Raw genomic sequence first — 24395 nt, forward strand, 5'->3', positions numbered from 1 at the left:
CCCCTACAGGTTCTTGTACACGTCGTCGAGCGTGAGGCCCTTGGAGACCATCATCACCTGGGCCCAGTACAGGAGCTGCGACAGCTCCTCGGCCGCCGCCTCCCGCGACTGGAACTCGCAGGCCATCCAGGACTCGGCGGCCTCCTCGACCAGCTTCTTGCCGATCGCATGGACGCCCTTGTCGAGCATGGCCACCGTGCCCGATCCCTCGGGGCGCTCCTCGGCGCGCCGCTGCAGCTCCTCGAACAGGTCCTCGAACGTCTTCACGCGCACCAGCCTATCGGCCCGGCGGGCTCCGCAGGCCGCGGGTCAGAGGCCGCGGAGCACCAGCGCCGTCGCGAGGGCGGCCTCCACGGCCTCGGCGCCCTTGTCCTCCCTCGACCCCGGCAGGCCTGCGCGGTCGAGCGCCTGCTGGTCGTCGTCGGTCGTGAGGATCCCGAACCCCACCGGCGTGGCGTGGGAGCGGGACACGTCGGTGAGCCCGCGGGTGACCGCGTCGCACACGTACTCGAAGTGCGGGGTCCCGCCCCGGACCACGACGCCGAGGCACGCGATCGCGTCCACGCCCGCGCGCGCGAGGGACTCGGCGACCACGGTCAGCTCGAAGGCACCGGGCACCCGCGTCACGCGGTAGGCCGCGCCCGCCTTCTCGGCGGCGCGGATCGCGCCCGCGACCAGGCCGTCCATGACCTCCGTGTGCCACAGGCTCGCGACGATCTCGATGGTGAGGCCGTTCGCGTCGACCTCGACCACCGGCGCTCCGGCTCCGCTCATGCGTTGTCTCCCAGCAGGTGGCCCATCCGCTCCAGCTTGGTGCGGAGGTAGTGCTCGTTCTCGGGGTGTCGGCCCACCAGGTGCGGGATGCGCTCGACGCAGTCGACGCCGGAGGCGCGCAGCCCCTCGACCTTGGCGGGGTTGTTGGTGAGCAGGCGCACCTGCTCGAGGCCCAGCTGGTGCAGGATCGCGGCGGCCGCGCCGTACTCGCGGCGGTCGACCGGCAGCCCGAGGTGCGTGTTCGCGTCGACCGTGTCGAGACCCTGATCCTGCAGCTCGTACGCCTGGATCTTGGAGACGATCCCGATGCCGCGACCCTCCTGGCCCCGCAGGTAGATCACCGCGCCGCCCTCGGCGACCACGCGCTCGATCGCGGCGTCCAGCTGCGGACCGCAGTCGCAGCGGAGCGAGCCGAACGCGTCCCCGGTCAGGCACTCGGAGTGGATGCGCACGATCGGCACGATCCCGTCCTTGGGCGCGACCGTCAGCGCCACGTGCTCGTCGCCGGTGCGGGCGTCGCGGTAGCCCCGCACGGTCACCTCGCCGTGGCGGGTGGGGAGGCGTGCCTCGCCCTGCTCGAGGACACGGTGCGGGCGCGCCTCGGTGGGCGGGGGGACGTCGCCGATCTCGCGGCGGTACTCGATGAGCTCCGCGATCGAGATGAGCACCAGGTCGTCGCGCTCGGCGATCGCGGTCGCGTCGCCCTGGCGCATCATCGTGCCGTCGTCGTTGACCATCTCGCCGATCACGCCGACGGGCTCGAGGCCCGCGAGGCGGCAGAGGTCGACGCACGCCTCGGTGTGGCCGGGACGATGCAGGACGCCGCCGGGCACGGCCCGCAGCGGCAGGATGTGGCCCGGGCGGATGAGGTCGTCGGCCGTGGCCGTCGGGTCCGCGAGCACCCGCAGCGTGTGGTGGCGGTCCACGGCGGAGATGCCCGTCCCGACGCCGGTCGCGGCGTCGACCGACACCGTGTACGCGGTGCGGCGGGGGTCCTGGCTCGACGGCACCATCAGCGGCAGGTTGAGCGAGTCCGCTCGGTCCGAGGGCATGGGCGCGCACAGGTAGCCGCTCGAGTGGCGGATGCCCCACGCGACCCAGTCCGCGGTGGTGGTGCCGGCGGCCATGATGAAGTCGGCCTCGTCCTCGCGGTCGCGCGAGTCGGACACCAGCACCGGCTTGCCCGCCTTCAGGTCCTCGAGCGCGCGCTCGACGAGCGCACGGGTCTCCGGGTTCATGCCTTCACCATCATCTTCTCCACGTACTTCGCGATCACGTCGACCTCGACGTTCGCCTGGTCGCCCACCTGGAAGGAGCCGAACGTGGTCTCCTCCAGCGTGGTCGGGATCAGGGACACGGTCGCCCTGAGCCCGTCGAGCTCCGCCACGGTCAGCGAGACGCCGTTGAGCGCGATCGAGCCCTTGCGGACCACGTAGCGCTCGAGAGCCGCGGGGATCTCGAAGGTCAGATCATCCCACTCGGGCTGGGAGTCGCGCGCCACGAGCGTCGCGACGCCGTCGACATGACCCTGCATGAGATGGCCGCCGAGCCGTCCGTTCGCGGGCATCGCCCGCTCGAGGTTCACGCGATCGCCCGCGGCGATGCCGGCGAGCGCGGTCGTCTCGAGCGTGATGCGCATGACGTCGGCGGTCCACGAGGAGCCCTCGTGCGCCGCGACGGTCAGGCACACGCCGTTGACGGCGATCGACTCGCCGTGGACCAGGTCGGTGAGGCCGGGGGCCTCGATGGTGAGCCGTGACCGGGCACCCGCGTGCTCCACTGCCACGACGGCGCCGAGCGTCTCGACGATGCCGGTGAACATCTAGATCTGTCCTCTCTGGAAGAAGGCGGTGACCAGCGTATCGACGCCGAGGGCGGTCGCGGTCACATCCTGAGCCCTCAACGCCCCGGCCATGGTCCCGATTCCCAGGTCGCCGACGGCCGCGGTGCCCGCCCCGAGCAGGGCCGGGGCGACGTACACGTGGAGCTCGTCGACCAGCCCGGCCCGCAGGAAGGCGGTCGTGACGGTGGCGCCTCCCTCGACCACCACCGTGCGCACCTCTCGCGAGGCGAGCTCCGTCAGGGCCGCGTGGGGGTCATGGGTGGCCAGCTGCACCGCGTGGGAGTCGCGCCAGACCTTGGCGCCGGGAGTGGCGCCGAGCCCCATCACGGCGCGCAGCGGCTGATGGGCGGCGGCGTCGCCCGGCGGGCGGGCCGAGAGCTCGGGGTCGTCGACCCGCACGGTGCCCGTGCCCACCAGGATCGCGTCGACCTGGGCGCGGACGCCGTGCGCGTGCGCGCGGGCCTCCTCCCCCGTGATCCAGAAGCTGGTGCCGTCCGCGGCGGCCGTCCGGCCGTCGAGGGTCTGCGCCCACTTGGCGATGACCCACGGGCGACCGTGCTCGACCGCGCCGAGCCAGCGGCGGTTGACCTGGGCGGCGGGGCCGTAGGGCACGTGCCGGGCATCGATCCCGCGGGCGAGCAGCACCGCTCCCCCGCCCTGCGCCTCCGGGTTCGGGTCCGCCACGGCGTACCGCACCGCAGCCACGCCGGCGCGCGTGAGAGCGTCGGTGCAGGGTCCGGTGCGGCCCGTGTGGGAGCAGGGCTCCAGCGTCACGTAGGCCGTCGCTCCCGCGACCTCGTGGCCCCGCGCGGCCGCGTCGGCGATCGCCGCCGGCTCGGCGTGCGGGGTGCCGGCGCCGCGATGCCAGCCCTCCCCCAGCATCGTCCCGTCCGCCCCGACCAGGACGCAACCGACGCGGGGGTTCGGGCCGTAGGCGGGCCCGTTGACGGACAGCGCGGTGGCGCGCTCGAGCCACGCGGCGTCGACGGACGTCGCGGACGGGTCGCGGTCAGCAGTGATGGCAGGCCTCCTGGCCCAGCTCCCGGAGCGCGCGGATCTCGCCGCCGCGGTCGTCGGCTCCGTAGACGGCCGAGCCCGCCACCAGGACGTCGCCGCCGGACTCGACGACCGTGGCGATCGTCTCCCTTGCCACGCCCCCGTCGGCCTGGATCCACAGGTCGGAGCCCGCGGCCTCGACCGCGGCACGGAGGGTGCGGAACTTGGGCATCATGTCCTCCATGAAGGACTGCCCGCCGAATCCGGGCTCGACGGTCATGATCAGCACCATGTCGAGCGTGTCGATGAGCGGCAGCACATCCTCGACCGGCGTGCCGGGCTTGATCGCGCACGAGGCCCGCGCGCCCAGGCTCCGCAGGTCGGCCGCGATGGTGCGCGGGTCGCGTGCCGCCTCGAGGTGGAACGTCACCGAGGTGGCCCCCACCTCCGCGTAGCGCGGGGCCCACCGGTCGGGATCCTCGATCATGAGGTGCGCGTCGATGGGCAGCGGCGAGACCTGGGCGATCCGCTCCACCACGGGCAGGCCGAGCGTCAGGTTCGGCACGAAGTGCCCGTCCATCACGTCGACGTGCAGCCAGTCGGCCTCGGCCACGGCGACGATGTCGCGCTCGAGGTTCGCGAAGTCGGCCGACAGGATGCTCGGAGCGATCTGGATGGCCATGATCCGAGCCTAGTGCGGCACGCCTGGCACCACCGACGCGGGGCGGGGTCAGGAGCCGTCGAGCTCCGTCAGGGTCGGAGGGTTGGCCCCGGCGCGGGACACGGTGATCGCCGCGGCACGCGCGGCGCGGGAGACGATGTCCTCGACGGTGGCGGAGTCCACGGCGGCCAGCTCCTGGCGTCCCTGGGGTCCGAGCAGGCGTGCCCGCGCGAGGCCGTCCAGCAGCGCCGCCATGTACGAGTCGCCCGCCCCGACGGTGTCGACCACGTCGACGTGGAGCGGCGCGATCGCGATCATGTGGCCGCGCAGGCAGGCCAGCGAGCCCTCGGCGCCGAGCGTGGCGACCACCAGCGCGGGGCCCAGGAGCGACCACGCGCGCACGGCCTCGTCGGTGTCGACGCCCGGGTACAGCCACAGCAGGTCCTCGTCGGACGCCTTCACCACGTCCGACAGCGCCACCAGGTGCTCGGTGCGCGCCACCACCTCGGCGCGGTCCCCCACCAGCGAGGGCCGCACGTTCGGGTCGTAGGAGACGGTCGCGTGCCCCCGCGCCGCCTCGACCATGGCGGTCACGGCAGCCGCCCCGGGGTCGAGGTGGGCGGCGATCGAGCCGGTGTGCAGGTGGCCGGCGTCCAGGTCGAGCCCGCCCGCCTCGAGGGTCCACGCGATGTCGAACTCGTAGGTCGCGGCGCCGTCGGGGCCGATCACGGCGGTCGCGACCGGGGTGCGCACGGACGAGGGCGCGATCACCGTCGCGACGCCGGACGCGTCGAGGTGCGCGCGGATCGGCACGGCCGCGGCGTCGTCGCCGAGCTCGGTCAGGAGGCGCACCTGCTGGCCCAGCCTCGAGAGACCGACGGCCACGTTGGCAGGGCTGCCGCCCGCGTGCGCCGCCTCGGTTCCGTCGGGCATGCGCACCACGTCGAGCACGCATTCGCCGACCGTGAGGATCGCGGTGCCCAGCGGGCCGCCGTCGCGCAGCGCGGTCGCGAAGGACGGCACCAGCGGCAGCTCGGGCAGCAGCGCCGCCTGGTAGGCGTGGTAGAGGTCCGGCTTGCCGGGCCACACGGTGCCGGCGGGGCGGTTGGCGACGTCGAGCTCGTGGTGCCAGGAGCCGCGCGCATGGTCGATCAGGTGCTCGTCGGCGTACCCCCACCACGCGGCGGCGTCGTCGGCGTAGCGGTCGTCCCCGGTCGCGAGGCCGAGGGCCTGCGCGGCGTTGACCGCCTCGGCGAGCACCCAGTGCATGCGCTCCCGCACCACGGGGGTGCCGTCCCAGCCGGTCGTGTACACGAAGCCCGCGGCACCGTCGGCGTCCCAGCCGTCCGACACGGCGCGGTCGTACAGCGCGACGGCGGCCGCGGTGAGGCCGGCCGGGGCGCGTTCGCCGAGCGTCGCATCGGCGTCGACGAGCAGCCGGGCCCATTCCAGCCCGTGGCCGACGGTGGCGCCGTAGGGCCGGAACGGGTGGGCGGGCTCGTCACGGTTGAACTCGAGCATCGGGGACCAGTCGGCGTCGAAGTGCTCGGGGATGCGCCAGTCGTTGGCGGCGGCCCAGGACGCGACGCGGGCGGCGATGCGGCCCGCTCGCTCGTGCCAGACGGCATCGCCGGTGACGTCACCCGCGGCGAGGTAGGCCTCGACGGTGTGCATGTTGGCGTTGATGCCGCGGTAGGCGTCGAGCGTGGTCCAGGCGGCGTCCCACTCCTCGACGGACAGGCCCTCGGCGTCGTCCCAGAACCGCCGCTCGGAGACGGCCAGGGCCTCCGCGAGCAGCGCCTCGGCGCCGGGCACGCCGGCCGCGGTCGCGGACGAGGCGGCGAGCACGACGAAGGCATGGCCGTACGCCTGCTTGGTCGTCACGGTGGGCGCGCCGTCGACGACGGCCGCGAACCAGCCCCCGTGGGCGTCGTCGTGCAGCGGCCCGTCGGCGAGCGCGGCGACGCCGTGGGCGGCGAGCGCGAGGAGCTCGTCGCGGTCCGGGCCGCCGGCGGCGGCGGGCTCGTCGGCCAGCGCGCCCAGGGCCGCCACGTGGGTCATGCGGCAGGTGATCCACAGCTCGACGGGATGCGACGGGTCGATCACGCCCTCCTCGTCGAGCCAGCCGAAGCCTCCGGGCGCCTGGGCGGCGGGAAGGAAGCGCAGCAGGTTCGCGCGCTGGGTGGACAGGTAGGCGGCGTCGCCGGGACGGGTCATGTCTCTCCCTCGAAAGGCCCTACGAGCGAGACTAGCGCGGACATGACAGCGTTCAGACCGCGGGCTTCTCCAGCAGCGCAAGGAACATCGAGTCCGTGCCGTGGACGTGGGTCCAGAGCTGGACGTGCGGGCCCGGACCCCAGAAGCGGGCCGGCGTGCCGGTGACGGCCGCGACGGCCTCGCGGGCGTCGAGCTGGCGCAGCGAGGAGCCGGCGACGATCTCCCGGGTCTCGGCGACCACCGGCGAGCACGTGATGTAGGCGAGCAGCCCGCCGGGCGCCAGCAGACGCTCGGCGTTCGCCAGCAGCCGCCGCTGGAGCCCGACCAGGTCCTCGAGGTCCTCCGGGTGACGTCGCCAGCGCGCCTCGGGGCGGCGCCTCAGCGCGCCCAGGCCGGTGCACGGGGCGTCGAGGACGATGCGGTCGTAGGCCTCGCTCTCGCCCCACGCGGTGCCGTCCGCGGTGTGCACGGTGACGACCTCCTCGGGCACGGCCCGGACGGAGCGGCGCACCAGGTCCGCGCGGTGCGGGTGGAGCTCGACGGCGTCGAGCGTGGCCGCCCCCTCGGCCGCGAGGGCGCCCAGCAGGGCGGACTTCCCCCCGGGGCCCGCACAGAGGTCGAGCCAGCGCTCGCCGGGCTCGACGGGCTGGGCGAGCGCGAGGGCGCCGGCCACGATCTGGCTGCCCTCGTCCTGCACCGCCGCGGTGCCGTCGGCGACGGCCGCGAGGTCCCCGGGCCGCCCGCCCGCCATGACCACGGACCACGGCGAGTACTCGCCCGCCTCGCCCCCGGCGTCGTGGGCGAGGGCGTCACGGTCGACCAGGCCCGGGCGCGCCACCAGCGTCACGCGTGCCGGCGAGTTGTCGGCCTCGAGAAGCGCGACCGTCTCGGCGGCACGGCCGTCGGCGACCAGCGCTCGCGTCAGCTCCTCGACCACCCACTCCGGGTGGGAGTGGCGCACGGCGCGCGAGGCCGGGGTGTCGCCGGGGGCGACCAGGGACAGCCAGGCGTCGGCGCCCCGCTCGGTGACGCGCCGCATCACGGCGTTGGCGAGCTTGGCGGCCCCGGCGCCCCGCTCGCGACGGACCTGGTCCACCGTCTCGTTGACCGCGGCATGCGCCGGCACGCGCATGGCGAGCGCCTGGTGGCAGCCGAGCCAGAGCGCGACACGCAGCTCGGCGTCGAGGTCCTGCGGGTCGCGCCGCGCGGCGTGGGCGATGATCGCGTCGTACAGGCCGCGCATGCGGAGCGCGCCGTACGCGAGCTCGGTGACGAACCCGGCGTCGCGGCCGTCGAGCCCCGCCCGCTCGAGCAGGGTCGGGAGCAGCAGGTTCGCGTAGGCGCCCTCCGTCGAGACCGCCATCACGCAGTCGTAGGCGACGTCCCGGGCGCGGCTCATGCCTCCCCCAGCTGGGCGCCCTCGCCCAGTCGCGCGCCCCGCCACCATGCGGCGGCGTCCATCGGCTTCTTCCCCGCGGGCGCGATCCAGCCCAGCGCGACCGGTTCCGTGCCCGTGCCGACCAGCACCTCGCCGTCCTCCTGGCGGAGCTGGCCCGGCGCCGTGCGTCCGCGCTGCGGGCGGGGCGAGACGGGGCCCAGCTTGGCGACTGTGCCGTCCGGCAGCGTGGTCCACGCCCCGGGGGCGGGCGTGCATCCCCGGATGCGGCGGTCGACCAGGTGCGCCGACAGGTCCCAGCGCACGTAGGCATCGTCGCGCGTGAGCTTGTGCGCGTAGCTGACCCCGTCGTCGTCCTGAGGCTGGGGGCGCGCGGCGCCGCTGTCGAGCGCCTCCAGGGACTGCACCATCAGGGGCGCGCCCACCTCCGCGAGCCGCTCGAGCAGCGTGCCGGCGGTGTCGGTGACGCGGATCCGCTCGGTGAGCACGCCGATGACTGGGCCCGTGTCGAGACCCTTCTCGATCACGAAGGTGCTGGCACCCGTCAGGTCGTCCCCTGCCATGATCGCGCGCTGGACCGGCGCGGCCCCGCGCCAGGCCGGCAGCACGGAGAAGTGCAGGTTCACCCACGCGAGTCGCACCGCGTCGAGCAGCGCCGGACGCAGGATCTGCCCGTAGGCGACCACGGCCGCCGCGTCGATCTCGAGGGCGCGGATCCGCTCGACCACGTCGGGAGCGGATGCCTTCTCCGGGGTCCAGACGTCGAGGCCGCGCTCGAGCGCGTGCGCCTTGACGGGCGACGGGTGCAGGGTCCTCCCCCGCCGTCCGGGGGCGTCGGGCTGGGTGAGCACGACCACCACCTCATGACCGGCGTCCTCCAGGGCCTGCAGCGTCGGGACGGCGATCTCGGGCGTGCCGGCGAAGAGGAGGCGCATGGCTCCAGTTTAGGGGCGGGACGATGCCCGGCCTCCGTCGGCGTCGGAGTCGCCGGGGCCGTCAGCGCACCTCGAGCGGCGCGTCCACACGGATGCGGAGCTCGCCCTCGCCCGACCGTGAGAGCGCCTGCTGGCGCGCCCGCAGCGCGTCGACGACGGCGCCTGCGACCCGCCGGGTCGCCAGCAGCGTGACGCCGTCCGGGGCGGGCAGCACGGTCACGTCGCGATGGCGCTCGATGCGTTCTCCCTCGACGGGGACCGACGTCGCGAGCGTGATGACGGGCGGCTCTCCCCACAGGCGGATCGCGCGGCGGTTCGGCGGCAGGCCCAGGTCGGCGCGCTCGGCGTACGCATCGACCGCGGCCTCACCCGCACCCCATCCCACCAGCGCGCTGCGCACGGCCGGCGGCAGGTCGCCCACGGCGATGACCTCGCCGCCGTCGCCGCGCGGGCGCGCGAGCGCCGCGATGCCGAGCCACCAGCGGAGCGCCTGCAGCTCCGCGCCGAGCGCGCCGCCCGCCGGCGTGTCGGCGCCGACGATCACGATGCACGCGTAGCCGCCGTCGACGGCGGGCAGGGCGGCGGGGGTCGCGACCACGAAGCCCTCGGTGACGGAGCCGTCGGGAAGGGTCCCGACCGCGCCTGCCGAGACCGCGACGGGCGTGTCGCCGGCCATCGCATGCACCTGCTCCGCGATCCGCTCGACCCCCTGGCGCAGCTGCTTGGTCGCCCGGGCGTGGCATTCGGGGCAGTGCCAGTCGGGGTGCTCGGCACCGCAGTCGCCGCAGCGCAACGGAGCGGTCGCCCCGTCCTTGCGAAGCGCTCCGCCGCACGCGGGGCACTCCGCCCACGCGTCGCATCGTGCGCAGGCGGTGGCCCGCACGTAGCCGGCGCGCGGCACGACGATCCCGACGGGACCCCTGTCCAGCGCCGCGCGGGCCCGGCGCCACACCGACCCCGGCATCCAATGCCAGCCGCTCGCGCCCTCGATGGTGCGGCGCTCGCCGTCCATGGGGTCGATCAGCGGCGTGAGCTCGCGCGCGACCCCGCGGTCGGCGACGGCGCGCACGGCCCAGCCATGCGCCACGAGCGCCATCGCGTCGACCGAGGGCGCGTAGCCCGCGATCAGCGTCCCCGCGCCCGTCTCGTCCGCGCGCATGGCGGCGAGGGTGCGGGCGTGCGGGTACGGGGCGTGCGGCTCGTCGTAGATCGGGGCGCCGTCGTCCCACAGGACCACCAGCCCCAGGGCCGGCACCGGCTGCAGGATCGCGGCGCGCGTCCCGATGACGAGCCGCGCCTCGCCGTGCATGGCGGCGAGGTAGCTCGCGTACCGGGTCTGTGCGCCGTCGTCGGCCTGCAGCACCGTGAACTGGCCTCCGGACCGGGTGCTCCAGCGGGAGAGGCCCTGTCGACGGAGCGCCCCGACGGCCGCGGCGACCGCGCGCGCGTCCGGGAGCACCACGATCGCGCTCTGGCCGTCTGCGGCGAGGCGCGTCGCGGGCGCGAGCAGCGCCTCGATCGGCAGGCCGTGCGAGCGGTCCTGGGCGGGGATCGCGTCCCACACCAGGCGAGCGCCGCGGGCGAGCTCGGCCGTCGGCAGCCCGAGCGCGGCGGCGGCGGGCTCGAGGGCGTCGGCCGCGGCGGCGAGCAGCGCATCGTCCGGCGACACGACGCCCCACTCGCGGGACTCCACGGCCGCCACCCGGGGCGGCGCCATGAGCCGGAGCACGTCCCACAGGCTGCCGCCGTACCGGCGCGCGACAGCTCCGGCGAAGGCGATCGCCTGCGGGGTGAAGCTCGCGGTTCCCGCCGACGAGTGGATCGGGGCGAGCGATCCTTCGAAGTCGCTCGAGTCCGACAGCGCGGTCACCACCCCGGAGACCAGCCGGCCCGCGAAGCGCACCCGCACGCGGGACCCCACGGCGACCTTCTCGATCAGCGTGTCGGGCACCGCGTAGTCGAAGGGCCGGTCGAGGTGCGGCAGGGCGCTGTCGACGCACACGTGCGCGACAGTGCGGGGCGGGGAGGCGGCTATACGACGCTCCGGAGCGCGTCGACGCGGTCGAGCCGCTCCCACGTGAACTCCGGCAGCTCGCGCCCGAAGTGGCCGTACGCGGCGGTGGCCCGGTAGATCGGGCGCCTCAGGTCGAGCGCCTCGATGATCGCGCCGGGACGCAGGTCGAACACCTCGCGGATCGCGGCGACGATGCGGTCCTCGGGGACCGTCGACGTGCCGAACGTCTCGACGTAGAGGCCCACGGGGTGCGCGGTGCCGATCGCGTAGGCGACCTGGACCTCGCAGCGGTCGGCGAGGCCCGCGGCGACCACGTTCTTGGCCACCCAGCGCATGGCGTACGCCGCGCTGCGGTCCACCTTCGACGGGTCCTTGCCGGAGAACGCCCCGCCACCGTGGCGTGCCATGCCGCCGTACGTGTCGACGATGATCTTGCGGCCGGTCAGACCGGCGTCGCCCTTGGGGCCGCCGATCTCGAAGCGGCCGGTCGGGTTGATGAGGGACCGATGCGCGGAGGCGTCGAGCTCGTAGCCCGCCAGCACGGGGCCGATCACGACCTCCTCGATGGCCGCTCGCAGATCGGCGGTGGCGATGCGCTCCTCGTGCTGGGTGGACAGCACCACGGTGTCGACGGACACGGCACGGTCGCCGTCGTAGCCGATGGTGACCTGCGCCTTGCCGTCGGGGCGCAGGCCGTCGACCTCGCCGCTGCGGCGCACCTGCGCGAGGCGCTGTGTCAGGGCGTGCGCGAGGTGGATCGGGACGGGCATCAGCTCGGGGGTGTCGCGGCAGGCGTAGCCGAACATCAGGCCCTGGTCGCCGGCGCCGAGCTCGTCGTTCTCCGAGTCCGTCGCGTGGCCGACGCCCATCCAGATGTCGGGCGACTGCTCGCCGATCGACACGGACACGCCGCAGGAGTCGCCGTCGAAGCCGACCCGCGAGGAGGTGTAGCCGATGTCGTTCACCACGCCGCGGATGGTCCCCGGGATGTCGACGTACGCCTCGGTGCTCACCTCGCCGGCCACGTGCACCAGTCCCGTGGTGACCATGGTCTCGACCGCGACGCGCGAGCCCGGGTCCTGGCGGAGCATCTCGTCCAGGATCGCGTCCGAGACCTGGTCGCAGATCTTGTCGGGGTGCCCCTCGGTCACCGACTCGGACGTGAACAGGCGCAGGGAGCTCATGCCGGTCAGCATAGTGGCGGGGCCCGACGCGCTCCCGTCCGCCCTTGTCTCCCCGCCCTCCGCTCACCCCCTGCCGCGCACGGACCGGACGTGCGCCACCAGATCGACACACGGGAGCCCGTCAACCGGGCATAGAAGACGAGATCCGGTGGCGGACGTCCGACCGTCAGGTGCGGACGGCGACGATCGCGTCGAGGACCGCGTGCGCGACCGCGAGCTTGGTGCCGGCGGCCGTGCCGCGCACCTCTCCCCCGGCGTCGAGCATCGTCACCTCGTTGGGGACGTCGCCGAAGCCCCGGCCGGCGCCGACCGGGTTGAACACCAGCAGGTCCGCGCCCTTGCGCCGCGCCTTGGCCTGCGCGTGCTCGAGGGCGGACGCAGCATCGTCGCCCGTCTCCGCCGCGAAGCCCACGACCGTACGGCCGGGGGCGCCCTCCTCGACAAGCGACCGCAGGATGTCCTCGGTCTCCACGAGCGTGAGCGTGAGGGAGCCCGTGCTGTCCTTCTTGATCTTGCTCGCGGACGTCTCCGCGGGCCGGAAGTCGGCGACGGCGGCGGCCATGATCACCACGTCGGCATCGGCGGCGGCGGCGCGCACCGCCTCCGCGAGCTCCGCGGACGTCTCCACGTCGACGCGGGCGACGCCCTCCGACAGCGGCAGCGTCACGTTCGCGGCGACCACCGTGACGAGCGCGCCGCGCTCGCGGGCCGCCTCGGCCAGCGCGAAGCCCTGGTGTCCCGAGGACCGGTTGCCCAGGAAGCGGACGGCGTCGAGCGGCTCGCGCGTGCCGCCGGCGGAGATGACGATGCGGACGCCGGTCAGGTCGCCCCAGCCGCCGCCGGGCTCGCGGTCGACGGGTCGCATGCGCCCGGCTCCGACGGCGCCGTCCGCGACGGCGTACAGCTCGGCGACGATCGCCTCGGGCTCGGGCAGGCGTCCGGGTCCCGAGTCGGGCCCGGTGAGGCGCCCCACCGCAGGGTCGAGCACGTGGATCCCGCGCTCGCGCAGGGTCGCGACGTTGGCCTGCGTCGAGGGCTTCTCCCACATCTCCGTGTGCATCGCCGGGGCGAGCATCACCGGGGCGCGGGTCGCGAGGAGCGCGTTGCCCAGCAGGTCCCGCGCCTCGCCGTGGGCGACCTGCGCGAGGAAGTCGGCGGTCGCCGGGGCGACCAGCACCACGTCGGCCTGCTGGCCGAGCCGCACATGCTCGACCGCGGGGACGTTGTCGAACGTCTCGGAGGTCGCGGGCAGGCCCGACAGGGCCTCCCACGTGGCGCGTCCGACGAACTCGAGCGCGGCCCGCGTGGGGACCACCCGAACCGTGTGGCCGTCCTCCTTGAGCCGCCTGAGGACGATGGCGACCTTGTAGGCCGCCACGCCCCCGGTGACGCCCAGGAGGACGCGCACGTCGGTCCTACTCGGCGGCGGAGTCGCCGAGGACGAGCAGGTCGCCCTCGCCCAGCTCGCGCAGCGCGACCGAGAGCGGCTTGTCCGTCGAGTCGGCCTCGACGAGCGGGCCGACGTTCTCGAAGTGACCCTCGCCGAGGGCCTCGTAGTACGAGTTGATCTGACGCGCACGCTTCGAGGCGTAGATCACCAGGGCGTACTTCGACTCGACCTGCGTGAGCAGCTTGTCGATCGGCGGGTTGGTGATGCCCTCGGGGTTGGCGATGGTTCCGGCCACGTTCACTCCTTATACGTACGCAAAGACTCGCAGTAGTCTACCCGCTCGCGCGCACCACGCCGAGGAGCTCGGTCGCGGCGCGCTCGACGGTGTCGTTGACGATGGTCTGGTCGAACTCGCTCTCGGCGGCCAGCTCGACCCGCGCGGTGGCGAGGCGGCGCTCGCGCTCCTCCTCGGACTCGGTGCCGCGACCGACCAGGCGGTCGACCAGCTCCTCCCACGACGGGGGCGCGAGGAACACGAAGTGGGCCTCCGGCATCGTCTCCTTGACCTGGCGCGCGCCCTGGAGGTCGATCTCCAGGAGCACGCTCTGGCCGTGCGCGAGCCGCTCGTCGACGGGACCCCGGAGGGTCCCGTAGCGGTTGACCCCGTGCACCACGGCCCACTCGAGGAACTCCCCCGCCTCCACGCGGCGGTCGAAGTCCTCCGGGGAGATGAAGTGGTAATGGACGCCGTCGATCTCGCCCGGACGCGGATCGCGCGTCGTGGCCGAGACCGAGATGTAGACGTCGGGATCGAGATCCCGCAGGGCGCGTACGACCGTCCCCTTGCCGACCGCCGTCGGGCCGGCAAGGACGACGAGTCGACTCATCGGCGCTCGCGTTCGAGCAGGGCGTCGACCTGGTGCTGCCCCAGTCCGCGGATGCGGCGGGCCAGCGAGATCCCGATCTCCTCCATCACGATCTGGGCGCGCTTGGGCCCGATCCCGGGGAGGCACTGCAGCAGGTCCTTGACGCGGATGCCGGCGAGGGCGTCGTCCGCCTTCGCCTTGCGGATGGCCTCACCGAGGCTCATCTCCCCACGCGCGAGCTCCTCCTTGAACACGCGACGCGCGGACCGGACCGCGGTGGCCTTCACGAGCGCGGCGGCGCGCTGCTCGTCGGTCAGTTCCGGAGTGGCCATGGCCTCTCCCTTCCTTGCTCGACCCGGCTGAGGGGGACCTTCAGCGCAGGATGCTGGCGGCTGCGGCGGACGCGTCCAGGACGGCCGTCCGCAACCTCTCGACGTCGGGGCCCGCGGACAGCACGCCCCTCGACTGATTGACGAGCACGCGAGCCTTCGCGTTCCCGAAGACCAGGGACAACTCCGCTGGTCCGGCCCCCTGCGCACCCACACCGGGCGACAGGAGCGGACCGTTGACCCGGTCGAGATCGATGCCCAGACGGTGCACGGCGTCGCCGACGGTGGCGCCCACCACGAGCCCGATGTCACCCATGGGCTCTGCTCCGCTGTTGATCGCGGCCGCCTCGTCGGCGACCACGGCCGCGACGGCTCTGCCGTCCGGCGCGATGGCGTGCTGGACCGATGCGCCCTCGGGGTTCGAGGTGAGGGCGAGCACGAAGACGCCCTTGCCGTGCTCGGCGGCAAGGTCGAGGGCCGGCTTCAGGGACCCGAAGCCCAGGTACGGGGAGACGGTCACGGAGTCCGCCTCGAGGGGCGCGCCGGGCGCCAGGTAGGACTCGGCGTAGCCCTGCATGGTCGAGCCGATGTCGCCGCGCTTAGCGTCGAGGACGGTGAGGAGCCCGAGCTCCCGGGACCGGCCGAGCACGTGCTCGAGCACGGCGACGCCCGCGGATCCGTGACGCTCGTAGAAGGCTGCGTTCGGCTTCACGGCCGCGCAGCCACCGGCGGCGGCGTCGAGCACGGCGTCCGAGAACGCGCGCAGGCCGTCGGCGGTGTCGGGCAGGCCCCACGCCGCCAGGAGGCCCGCGTGGGGGTCGATGCCGACGCACAGGGGACCGTGCCGGTCCATCGCTGCCGCGAGCTGGGCGCCGAACGCCATCTGGAACCTCCCTGACGCGGCCCGGGGCCGCTCATCAATCACTCTACCTGCGAATTTGAACATGCGCAGGGGACGCGCCACGCGGGTGCGAACCCGCCCGGCGCGTCCCCGGGTGCCGCATCAGCCGGCGGCGGCGTCCTGCAGGCTGAGGACGTCGAAGGGGCCGGCCTGCAGCGCCTCGATGGCGAGCACCGCCGCCGAGAGCTGCTGCGTGGTGGTGACCATCGCGATGTCGGCAGCGGTCGCCGCGGCGCGGATCTCGTAGCCGTCGGCGCGCGCGCCCTGGCCCGAGGGGGTGTTGACGATCAGGTCGACGCCGCCCTCGTGGATGAGGTCGACGATGGTCGGCTCGCCATGGGGGCCACGGCCCTCCGAGTTCTTCCGGACCACGGTCGAGGGGATGCCCATGCGCTGGAGGACCTGCGCGGTGCCGGCGGTCGCGAGGATCTCGAAGCCGAGCTGGCGCAGACGCGCCACCGGGAAGGTGATCGAGCGCTTGTCGCGGTCGGAGATCGAGATGAACGCCTTGCCGCCCGTGGGCAGCCCGCCGAAGGCGGCGGCCTGCGACTTCGCGAACGCGAGCGGGAAGGTCTCGTCGAAGCCCATCACCTCGCCGGTCGAGCGCATCTCGGGGCCGAGCACGGAGTCGACCGCGATCCCCTCGTGGGTGCGGAAGCGCTTGAAGGGCAGCACGGCCTCCTTCACGGCGACGCGCTGGGCCATGTCGACCGTGGCCGCGTCGTGCTCGGGCAGCATGCCGGAGGCGCGCAGCTCGGCGATGGTCGCGCCGGCCATGACCTCCGAGGCCGCCTTCGCGAGCGGGATCCCGGTGGCCTTGGCGACGAACGGCACGGTGCGCGACGCGCGCGGGTTCGCCTCGAGGACGTAGAGCACGTCGGACACGAGCGCGTACTGGACGTTCATGAGGCCGCGCACGCCGATGCCCTTGGCGAGAGCCTCGGTGGACACGCGGATGCGGTCGAGCTCCGCCTTCGACAGCGAGAACGGCGGCAGCACGCAGGCGGAGTCGCCGGAGTGGATGCCGGCCTCCTCGATGTGCTCCATGACGCCGCCGAGGAACATCTCCTCGCCGTCGTACAGGGCGTCGACGTCGATCTCGATCGCGTCGTCGAGGAAGCGGTCCACCAGCAGAGGCGCGTCCGTGGCGTGGTCGCCGATCGAGTCCATGCGGGTGCCGTAGTCCTCGAGCTGGGCCCGGTCGTAGACGATCTCCATGCCGCGGCCGCCGAGCACGTACGAGGGGCGCACCAGCACCGGGTAGCCGATGGACTCGGCGATCTCGACGGCCTGGTCGATGCCGTGGGCCGTGCCGTAGGCGGGGGCGGGCAGCTCGGCGGCGTCGAGCACGCGGCCGAAGGCGGCGCGGTCCTCGGCGTTGTCGATCGCCTCGGGGCTGGTGCCCAGGATGGGCACGCCCGCGTCGGCGAGGCGCTGCGCGAGGGACAGCGGGGTCTGACCGCCCAGCTGGACGAACATGCCCTTCACCGGGCCCACGGCCTTCTCCGCCTCGTAGATCGCCATGACGTCCTCGAACGTCAGCGGCTCGAAGTAGAGGCGGTTCGCGGTGTCGTAGTCGGTGGAGACGGTCTCGGGGTTGCAGTTGACCATGATGGTCTCGTAGCGGTCCTTGAGCGTCAGAGCGGCGTGGACGCACGAGTAGTCGAACTCGATGCCCTGCCCGATACGGTTCGGACCCGAGCCCAGGATGATCACGGCCTCGCGGTCGCGGGGCTGCACCTCGGTCTCGGCGTCGTACGAGCTGTAGTGGTACGGCGTGCGGGCCTCGAACTCGGCGGCGCACGTGTCCACGGTCTTGAACACGGGGGTCACGCCCAGGGCCTTGCGGATCTGGAACACCTCGTTGACCTTGAGGCCGCGGAGGTCCGCGATCTGCTGGTCGGACAGGCCGTGCGACTTGGCCTCGCGCAGCACCTTGGCGTCGAGCGCCGTCGCGGTCGCCACGCGGGTCGCGACCTCGTTCATCAACAGCATCTGGTCGAGGAACCAGGGGTCGATGCGGCAGGCGTCGAAGACGTCCTCGAGGGCGATGGTGCCGGCCTCGACGGCGCGCAGGCACTGCTGCACCTGGATGAAGCGCTTCTCCGTGGGGACCGTGATGGCCTCGATCAGCTCGGCGAGGTCGTCGCCCGCGGGCGCCGGGCCGTCCCAGTGGAAGTTCATGCCCTTCTTGTCGATCGAGCGGAGCGCCTTGCCGAGCGCCTCGGTGAAGGAGCGTCCCAGGGACATGGCCTCGCCCACCGACTTCATGGTGGTCGTGAGCACCGGGTCGGCGGCCGGGAACTTCTCGAACGCGAAGCGGGGCACCTTGACCACGATGTAGTCGAGGGTGGGCTCGAAGCTCGCCGGCGTGGAGCCGGTGATGTCGTTCGGGATCTCGTCGAGCGCGTAGCCGATCGCGAGGCGGGCCGCGATCTTGGCGATCGGGAAGCCGGTCGCCTTCGACGCCAGCGCCGAGGAGCGCGACACGCGCGGGTTCATCTCGATCACGATCAGGCGGCCCGTGTCGGGCTCGACGGCGAACTGCACGTTGCAGCCGCCGGTGTCGACGCCCACCTCGCGGATGATCGCGATGCCGACGTCGCGCATGCGCTGGTACTCGCGGTCCGTCAGGGTCAGCGCGGGAGCCACGGTGACGGAGTCTCCGGTGTGGACGCCCACGGGGTCGACGTTCTCGATCGAGCAGACCACCACGACGTTGTCGTGCTTGTCGCGCATGAGCTCGAGCTCGTACTCCTTCCAGCCGAGGATGGACTCCTCGAGGAGCACCTCGGTGGTCGGCGAGTAGTGCAGCCCGGCGCCGGCGATGCGGCGGAGGTCGGCCTCGTCGTACGCGAAGCCCGAGCCCAGGCCGCCCATCGTGAAGGAGGGACGGACCACCACGGGGTAGTTGAGCTCCTCGGCTGCGGCGAGGCACTCGTCCATGGTGTGGCAGATGACGGACTTCGCGGAGTCGGCGCCGCAGCGCTCGACCACGCCCTTGAACAGCTCGCGGTTCTCACCCAGGTTGATGGCCTCGAGGTTGGCGCCGATCAGCTCGACGTCGTACTTCTCGAGGATGCCCGCCTCCGCGACGGCGATGGCGGCGTTGAGGGCGGTCTGACCGCCGAGGGTCGGGAGGAGCGCGTCGGGGCGCTCCTTCTCGATGATCCGCTCGATGCACTCGGTGGTGATGGGCTCGACGTAGGTGGCGTCGGCGAACTCCGGGTCGGTCATGATCGTGGCCGGGTTGGAGTTGATGAGGATCACGCGGACGCCCTCGGACTTGAGGACGCGGCAGGCCTGGGTGCCGGAGTAGTCGAACTCGCAGGCCTGACCGATGACGATCGGCCCGGAGCCGATGACGAGGACGGAGTTGATGTCGTCGCGCTTGGGCATGCTCAGCGCTCACCCTTCATGAGGTCGAGGAAGCGGTCGAAGAGGTACGAGGCGTCGTGCGGACCGGCCGCGGCCTCCGGGTGGTACTGGACGGAGAATGCCGGGATGTCGAGGCATTCGAGGCCCTCGACCACGTCGTCGTTCAGGCACACGTGGCTGACCTTGACGCGGCCGTAGCCGGACGGCGACTGCGAGTCGCCCTCGAGCGGCGCGTCGACGGCGAACCCGTGGTTGTGCGCGGTGATCTCCACCTTGCCGGTGGTGCGGTCCATGACGGGCTGGTTGATGCCGCGGTGGCCGAACTGCAGCTTGTAGGTGCCGTAGCCGAGCGCGCGGCCCAGGATCTGGTTGCCGAAGCAGATGCCGAAGAACGGCACCTTGGCGTCGAGCACCTCGCGCAGGGTGGCGACGGCGCGCTCGGCGGCGGCCGGGTCGCCGGGGCCGTTCGAGAAGAAGACGCCGTCCGGGTTCATCGCCAGGATGGACGATGCGGTGGTCGCCGAGGGCACCACCGTCACCTTGATGCCGCGCTGGGCCATCTGCTCGGGGGTCATCGCCTTGATGCCCAGGTCGACCGCGACCACGTGGGCCTTGTGCTCCCCCACCGGCTCGACCACATAGGGCTCGGCGACGCTGACCTCGTCCGCGAGGTGGGCGCCCTTCATCTCGGCGGCGCCGCGCACCTTGGAGAGGAGCGCATCGTCCGACTCCAGCGCGTCTCCGGAGAAGATGCCGGCGCGCATCACGCCCGCGGTGCGGAGCACGCGGGTGAGCTGGCGGGTGTCGATGCCGGAGATCCCGACGATCCCCTGGGCGACCAGGTCCTCGTCAAGGCTGCGCTGGGCGCGCCAGTTGGAGGGGCGGCGGGCGGGGTCGCGGACCACATAGCCGGCGACCCAGTACTGGCGGGACTCGTCGTCCTCGTCGTTGACGCCGGTGTTGCCGATGTGGGGCGCCGTCATCACGACGATCTGCTTGTGGTAGCTCGGGTCGGTGAGGGTCTCCTGGTACCCCGTCATGCCGGTGTTGAAGACGATCTCCCCGAGGGTCTCGCCGGTCGCGCCGTACGCGCGACCCTCGAACGTCTGGCCGTCCTCCAGGACGAGCACTGCCCTCATGCGAAGGCTCCTTCCAGCTGCGTGTCGAGATGGGTGGGGACGCCGCGCAGGAACGTGGCCACTGCGCGGCCCGGCAGCTCGATGCCACCGTACGGGGTGTTGCGGGCACGCGACGCCAGCTGGGCGGCGTCGACGGTCCAGGCGGCGTTCGGGTCGACCAGCGTGATGTTGGCGGGCTCGCCGGCGGCGAGCGGGCGGCCGTGACGGTCGTCGACCAGGCCGATGCGGGCCGGGGTCTCGGACATGAGGCGGGCGACGTCGCGCCAGGTCGCGGCGCCGGTGTCGACCAGCACCTTCTGGATGACGCCGAGCGCGGTCTCGAGACCCAGCATGCCGAACGAAGCGGCGGCCCACTCGCAGTCCTTGTCCTCGCTCGCGTGCGGGGCGTGGTCGGTGGCGATGATGTCGATGGTGCCGTCGGCCACGGCGGCGCGGAGGGCGTCGACGTCGGCCTGGGTGCGCAGGGGCGGGTTGACCTTGAACAGCGGGTCGTAGGTGCGAGCGGACTCGTCGGTCAGCAGCAGGTGGTGCGGCGTGGCCTCGGCGGTGACGTTGATGCCGCGGGCCTTCGCCCAGCGGATGATCTCGACCGAGCCGGCGGTGCTGAGGTGCTGGACGTGGACGCGGGAGCCGACGTGCTCGGCGAGCAGCGCGTCGCGGGCGACGATCGACTCCTCGGCGACGGCGGGCCAGCCCGCCAGCCCGAGCTCGGCGCTGACGACGCCCTCGTGCATCTGGGAGCCCTCGGTCAGGCGCAGGTCCTGGGCGTGCTGCACCACGGCGCCGTCGAACGCCTTCACGTACTCGAGCGCGCGACGCATGATGACGGGGTCGTAGACGCAGACGCCGTCGTCGGAGAACAGGCGGACGCGCGCCTTCGAGTTCGCCATGGCGCCCATCTCGGACAGGTGCTCGCCCTTGAGGCCCACGGTGACGGCACCCACCGGGAACACGTCCACGAGGCCGATCTCCTGGCCCCGGCTGTAGACCTGCTCGACCACGCCGGCGGTGTCGGCGACGGGATTGGTGTTGGCCATCGCGTGGACCGCGGTCCAGCCGCCTCGAGCCGCGGCGCGCGAGCCGGTCTCGATGGTCTCGGCGTCCTCGCGGCCGGGCTCGCGCAGGTGGGTGTGAAGGTCCACCAGGCCCGGAAGGGCCACGAGGCCCTCCGCCTCGATGACCACCGCATCGTCCGGCGCCGCGACATCGGCAGCGTCCTGGGCGACCGCGGTGATGACGCCGTCCTCGATCAGGAGGGTGGCGGGGGTGTCGCCGTACAGCGACGCGTTCTTGATGACGATGGGGCGGCTCACTGCGCGCCCTCCTCTCCGGCAAGCAGCAGGTACAGGGCGGCCATGCGGACGGCGACGCCGTTCGCGACCTGCTCCACGATCACGGAGCGGGGCGAGTCCGCGGCCTCGGCCGAGATCTCGAGGCCCCGGTTCATGGGGCCGGGGTGCATGACGATGGCGTGGTCCGGCAGGCGGTTCATGCGGTCGGCGTCGAGGCCGTAGATGCGCGAGTACTCGGCGGGGCTGGGGAAGAAGGCGTCTCCCCCGCCGCTCATCCGCTCGCGCTGGACGCGCAGCATCATGAGCGCGTCGATGTCGTACGTCTCGATCGCCTGGTCGAGGGTGTGGACCACGGTGCAGGGCCAGGGCTCGATGCCGACGGGGACCAGCGTGGGCGGGGCGACCAGGACCACGCGCGCGCCCAGCGTGTTCAGCAGGTGCACGTTCGAGCGGGCGACGCGGCTGTGGAGCACGTCTCCGACGATCGCGACCGTGAGCCCGTCGAGTCCCTGGCCGGTCGGGTCGGCGACCAGGTGCCGGCGGGCGGTGAAGGCGTCGAGCAGGGCCTGGGTGGGGTGCTGGTGGGTGCCGTCGCCGGCGTTGAGGACGCTGCCGTGGAGCCAGCCGCCGTGGGCGAGCTGGTAGGCGGCGCCCGAGGCCCAGTGGCGCACCACGACGGCGTCGGCGCCCATCGCCTGCAGCGTGAGGGCGGTGTCCTTGAGGGACTCGCCCTTGGACACGGAGCTGCCCTTGGCGGAGAAGTTGATGACGTCCGCGCTGAGGCGCTTGGCGGCGGCCTCGAAGGAGATGCGGGTGCGGGTCGAGTCCTCGAAGAACAGGTTGACCACGGTCTTGCCGCGCAGCGTCGGGAGCTTGCGGACCTCGCGCTCCTGGGTGGCGGCCATCTGGGCGGCGGTGTCGAGCAGGAGGATCGCGTTCTCGCGGCTCAGGTCGGTGGTGCCGAGGAGGTGGCGCATGGTCACGCCCCCTTGGTCAGCAGGACGGCGTCCTCGCCGTCGAGCTCCTCGAGGTGCACGTTGACGCGCTCCGAGCGGGCGGTGGGGATGTTCTTGCCCACGAAGTCGGCGCGGATCGGGAGCTCGCGGTGGCCTCTGTCCACCAGGGCGGCGAGCTGGACGGCCCGCGGGCGGCCGATGTCGCGGATCGCGTCGAGCGCGGCGCGGATGGTGCGTCCGGTGTGGAAGACGTCGTCGACCAGGACCACCACCGCATCGTCGATCCCGGCGTCCGGCACCGAGGTGGTGCCGATGGTGCGGGTAGGGTTCTTGAAGAGGTCGTCCCGGTACATGGTGATGTCGAGGGCGCCGCAGGCGGTCTCGGCGTCGAAGCCGGGATCGATGTCCGCGATGCGGGCGGCGAGACGATGCGCGAGCGGAAGGCCGCGCGTGGGGATCCCCATGAGGACCACGTCGGCGGCGCCGTCGTTGCGCTCCACGATCTCGTGGGCGATGCGTGTCAGGGCGCGGGAGATGTCCGCTGCCCCCATGATGGTGCCAGTCACCTGGCGACCTCCTTCCCCGCCTCTCTGGACGGTCCTTAAAGGATGTCTGGGTTGCGGGGACAGCCTACCCGACGCGGCCTGGTCGCACGGCTCGTTCACGCCACGTCCGCCAGCGCTGCCGCGACATCCTCGTCGCTCACGGTCGAGGCATGCCTCCCGCCGGGCCGCGGTCGCCGTGCCGGGTCGACGTCGGCGGGCGGGATGAACCAGGGTCTGCCGTCGACCATCCGGATCTGCCACCCGTCTCGATGGATCCAGGTGTGGCAACCGACGCAGAGCATGATCCCGTTGTCCAGGTCCGTCCGACCACCGTTGCGCCAGTAGGTGAGATGGTGCGCGTCGCAGAAGTCGGGAGGCGCCTGACACCAGGCGCATCCGCCGTCCCTCTCGATCAGCGCCCGGCGCTGCGGCCGCGTGAACGGCCGCTCCGCGGTGCCGTGGTCGAGGATCTCGGACCGCCCGCCCAGGACCGTCGGGATCGCGCAGGCATCGGCGGCCTCTCGACGCAGGACGGCGGCAGGGATCGGGCGTGAGACCCCGTCCACGGTGCCGTGTCCCGTGGCACGTTGCAGCTCCTCGAGGGTCATGCGGATGTTGACGGTGGTCTTGATGCCGTCGTGCGGCGCGCGGCAGGACGTGGCATGGCGGCCGAGCCACCCGAGCGCGTCGGCGCGCATCTGCTCGGGGGTGCGGTCGTCGCCGCCACGGTCGTCCTGGTTCCGCTTCATGGCGCCCTTGACGTAGCCGCGCATCGACGCGAGCAGCGGCGCGGCGGTGAGCGGGTCGAGCAGCGCGTTGATCTGCACCATGCCGTCGCGATCCTCCCGCACCGTGACGAATCGGCGACGCCGAAGCTCCTCGTAGTCCCGCTCGGCTTCAGGCGGGGGCGTGAGATCCGCCTCGAGCCGGGTGATCAGGCTCCGCACGGACCGCAGCGGCAGGCCTGCGCACTTGTCGACCGTCGCCCGCTCCACCGCGGCGAGGGGCAGCTTGCCGAGCCGGGTCTGCCTCACCGCAGGGTCGACTTTCATACCCGACGCCTCGCGCGCCTCGGGGTGCCGGAGCAGCAGCGAGCGGATCAGCGCGGCCGCGTCGGGACCCACTCGACGGTCGCGAACGGCCTCCCCGAGGTGGGGGAAGGACGGGCCCGCAGTCTTCTGCTTCGACGAGAACTGCTCCTGTCCCTCGTTCTGGGCGCCCGCATCGTCCGGCTTCCCGCCGTGCTTCTCCCCCGCATCGTCCCCGTCCTGGGCGGCGAGCAGGACCTCGCCCATGTCCTCGAGGCGCTGCGCCTCCGCGACCGTGCCGCCGATCTTGGCGGCGGTCATCTGGGCGCTGGTCTGGAAGCCACGCCGACGCGCCGCACCGGAACGTGCGGCTGAACGCTTCTTCACATGGCATGCGAGGAGCGCGAGAATCACGTCGACCTCGCGTCGGTGATCGACCATGCGCTCCATGAACGCCTCGATCTCGGGATCTGTCAGTCCATCGGCTGACTCGGCCCGGGCGCGAAGCTGCGCGAGGGTCTCGGTGCCGGTGGTCTGTGCCATGAGAACAG

At 73.0% G+C, this 24395-nt stretch carries 22 protein-coding genes; all 22 read right to left on the reverse strand.

Annotated features, from left to right (window positions below):
- Positions 1-3 precede the first annotated feature (3 nt).
- Complete coding sequence (locus QQX13_RS00790; RefSeq protein WP_301144262.1) at positions 4-267, reverse strand: phosphoribosyl-ATP diphosphatase; 264 nt, start codon at positions 265-267, stop codon at positions 4-6.
- A 42-nt stretch (positions 268-309) separates the two neighbouring features.
- Positions 310-774: a 6,7-dimethyl-8-ribityllumazine synthase gene (gene ribH, locus QQX13_RS00795; protein ID WP_301152127.1), complete on the reverse strand. Its 465-nt coding sequence runs from the start codon at positions 772-774 to the stop codon at positions 310-312.
- Entirely contained in the window at positions 771-2012 is a 1242-nt protein-coding gene (ribA, locus tag QQX13_RS00800; RefSeq protein WP_301144264.1) for a GTP cyclohydrolase II, read from the reverse strand. The genes ribH and ribA overlap by 4 nt, the downstream gene beginning before the upstream one ends.
- Entirely contained in the window at positions 2009-2596 is a 588-nt protein-coding gene (locus QQX13_RS00805) for a riboflavin synthase (RefSeq protein ID WP_301144265.1), read from the reverse strand. Before QQX13_RS00805 ends, ribA begins: the two co-directional genes overlap by 4 nt.
- Entirely contained in the window at positions 2597-3637 is a 1041-nt protein-coding gene (gene ribD / locus QQX13_RS00810; RefSeq protein ID WP_301144507.1) for a bifunctional diaminohydroxyphosphoribosylaminopyrimidine deaminase/5-amino-6-(5-phosphoribosylamino)uracil reductase RibD, read from the reverse strand.
- Complete coding sequence (gene rpe / locus QQX13_RS00815; RefSeq protein WP_301144266.1) at positions 3627-4295, reverse strand: ribulose-phosphate 3-epimerase; 669 nt, start codon at positions 4293-4295, stop codon at positions 3627-3629. Before rpe ends, ribD begins: the two co-directional genes overlap by 11 nt.
- Before the next feature lie 48 nt (positions 4296-4343).
- Positions 4344-6491: a PfkB family carbohydrate kinase gene (locus QQX13_RS13815; RefSeq protein ID WP_367305447.1), complete on the reverse strand. Its 2148-nt coding sequence runs from the start codon at positions 6489-6491 to the stop codon at positions 4344-4346.
- Between the two features lie 52 nt (positions 6492-6543).
- Positions 6544-7890: an RsmB/NOP family class I SAM-dependent RNA methyltransferase gene (locus tag QQX13_RS00830; protein WP_301152129.1), complete on the reverse strand. Its 1347-nt coding sequence runs from the start codon at positions 7888-7890 to the stop codon at positions 6544-6546.
- Complete coding sequence (fmt, locus tag QQX13_RS00835; protein WP_301152131.1) at positions 7887-8822, reverse strand: methionyl-tRNA formyltransferase; 936 nt, start codon at positions 8820-8822, stop codon at positions 7887-7889. Before fmt ends, QQX13_RS00830 begins: the two co-directional genes overlap by 4 nt.
- 61 nt (positions 8823-8883) lie before the next feature.
- Positions 8884-10824 (reverse strand): primosomal protein N' family DNA-binding protein, encoded by a 1941-nt coding sequence (locus QQX13_RS00840; RefSeq protein ID WP_301152133.1) that lies wholly within the window; start codon positions 10822-10824, stop codon positions 8884-8886.
- Positions 10825-10853: 29 nt separating this feature from the next.
- Complete coding sequence (gene metK / locus QQX13_RS00845) at positions 10854-12020, reverse strand: methionine adenosyltransferase (RefSeq protein ID WP_301144270.1); 1167 nt, start codon at positions 12018-12020, stop codon at positions 10854-10856.
- 166 nt (positions 12021-12186) lie between these two features.
- Positions 12187-13428 (reverse strand): bifunctional phosphopantothenoylcysteine decarboxylase/phosphopantothenate--cysteine ligase CoaBC, encoded by a 1242-nt coding sequence (coaBC, locus tag QQX13_RS00850; protein WP_301152135.1) that lies wholly within the window; start codon positions 13426-13428, stop codon positions 12187-12189.
- Positions 13429-13435: 7 nt separating this feature from the next.
- Complete coding sequence (rpoZ, locus tag QQX13_RS00855) at positions 13436-13705, reverse strand: DNA-directed RNA polymerase subunit omega (RefSeq protein WP_301144272.1); 270 nt, start codon at positions 13703-13705, stop codon at positions 13436-13438.
- Between the two features lie 37 nt (positions 13706-13742).
- Positions 13743-14297, reverse strand: a complete 555-nt coding sequence (gene gmk, locus QQX13_RS00860) for a guanylate kinase (protein WP_301144273.1) — start codon at positions 14295-14297, stop codon at positions 13743-13745.
- Positions 14294-14608: an integration host factor, actinobacterial type gene (mihF, locus tag QQX13_RS00865; RefSeq protein ID WP_301144274.1), complete on the reverse strand. Its 315-nt coding sequence runs from the start codon at positions 14606-14608 to the stop codon at positions 14294-14296. The genes gmk and mihF overlap by 4 nt, the downstream gene beginning before the upstream one ends.
- A gap of 40 nt (positions 14609-14648) precedes the next feature.
- The gene (pyrF, locus tag QQX13_RS00870; protein WP_301152136.1) at positions 14649-15488 is read right to left on the reverse strand and encodes an orotidine-5'-phosphate decarboxylase; all 840 of its coding nucleotides are present in this window, start codon (positions 15486-15488) and stop codon (positions 14649-14651) included.
- A gap of 120 nt (positions 15489-15608) precedes the next feature.
- A complete protein-coding gene (gene carB, locus QQX13_RS00875; protein WP_301152137.1) occupies positions 15609-18905 on the reverse strand; it encodes a carbamoyl-phosphate synthase large subunit in 3297 nt (1098 codons plus the stop codon).
- Positions 18906-18907: 2 nt separating this feature from the next.
- Positions 18908-20023, reverse strand: a complete 1116-nt coding sequence (carA, locus tag QQX13_RS00880) for a glutamine-hydrolyzing carbamoyl-phosphate synthase small subunit (RefSeq protein WP_301152138.1) — start codon at positions 20021-20023, stop codon at positions 18908-18910.
- Positions 20020-21336: a dihydroorotase gene (locus QQX13_RS00885; RefSeq protein ID WP_301152139.1), complete on the reverse strand. Its 1317-nt coding sequence runs from the start codon at positions 21334-21336 to the stop codon at positions 20020-20022. The genes carA and QQX13_RS00885 overlap by 4 nt, the downstream gene beginning before the upstream one ends.
- On the reverse strand, positions 21333-22292 hold the full coding sequence (locus QQX13_RS00890; RefSeq protein ID WP_301152141.1) for an aspartate carbamoyltransferase catalytic subunit: 960 nt from the start codon (positions 22290-22292) through the stop codon (positions 21333-21335). Before QQX13_RS00890 ends, QQX13_RS00885 begins: the two co-directional genes overlap by 4 nt.
- 2 nt (positions 22293-22294) lie before the next feature.
- Positions 22295-22822, reverse strand: a complete 528-nt coding sequence (pyrR, locus tag QQX13_RS00895; protein ID WP_301144509.1) for a bifunctional pyr operon transcriptional regulator/uracil phosphoribosyltransferase PyrR — start codon at positions 22820-22822, stop codon at positions 22295-22297.
- Positions 22823-22932: 110 nt separating this feature from the next.
- A complete protein-coding gene (locus QQX13_RS00900; protein WP_301152142.1) occupies positions 22933-24387 on the reverse strand; it encodes an HNH endonuclease in 1455 nt (484 codons plus the stop codon).
- Between the last annotated feature and the right edge of the window lie 8 nt (positions 24388-24395).

The sequence above is a fragment of the Demequina lignilytica genome (genome assembly GCF_030418375.1).
GTDB lineage: Bacteria > Actinomycetota > Actinomycetes > Actinomycetales > Demequinaceae > Demequina > Demequina lignilytica.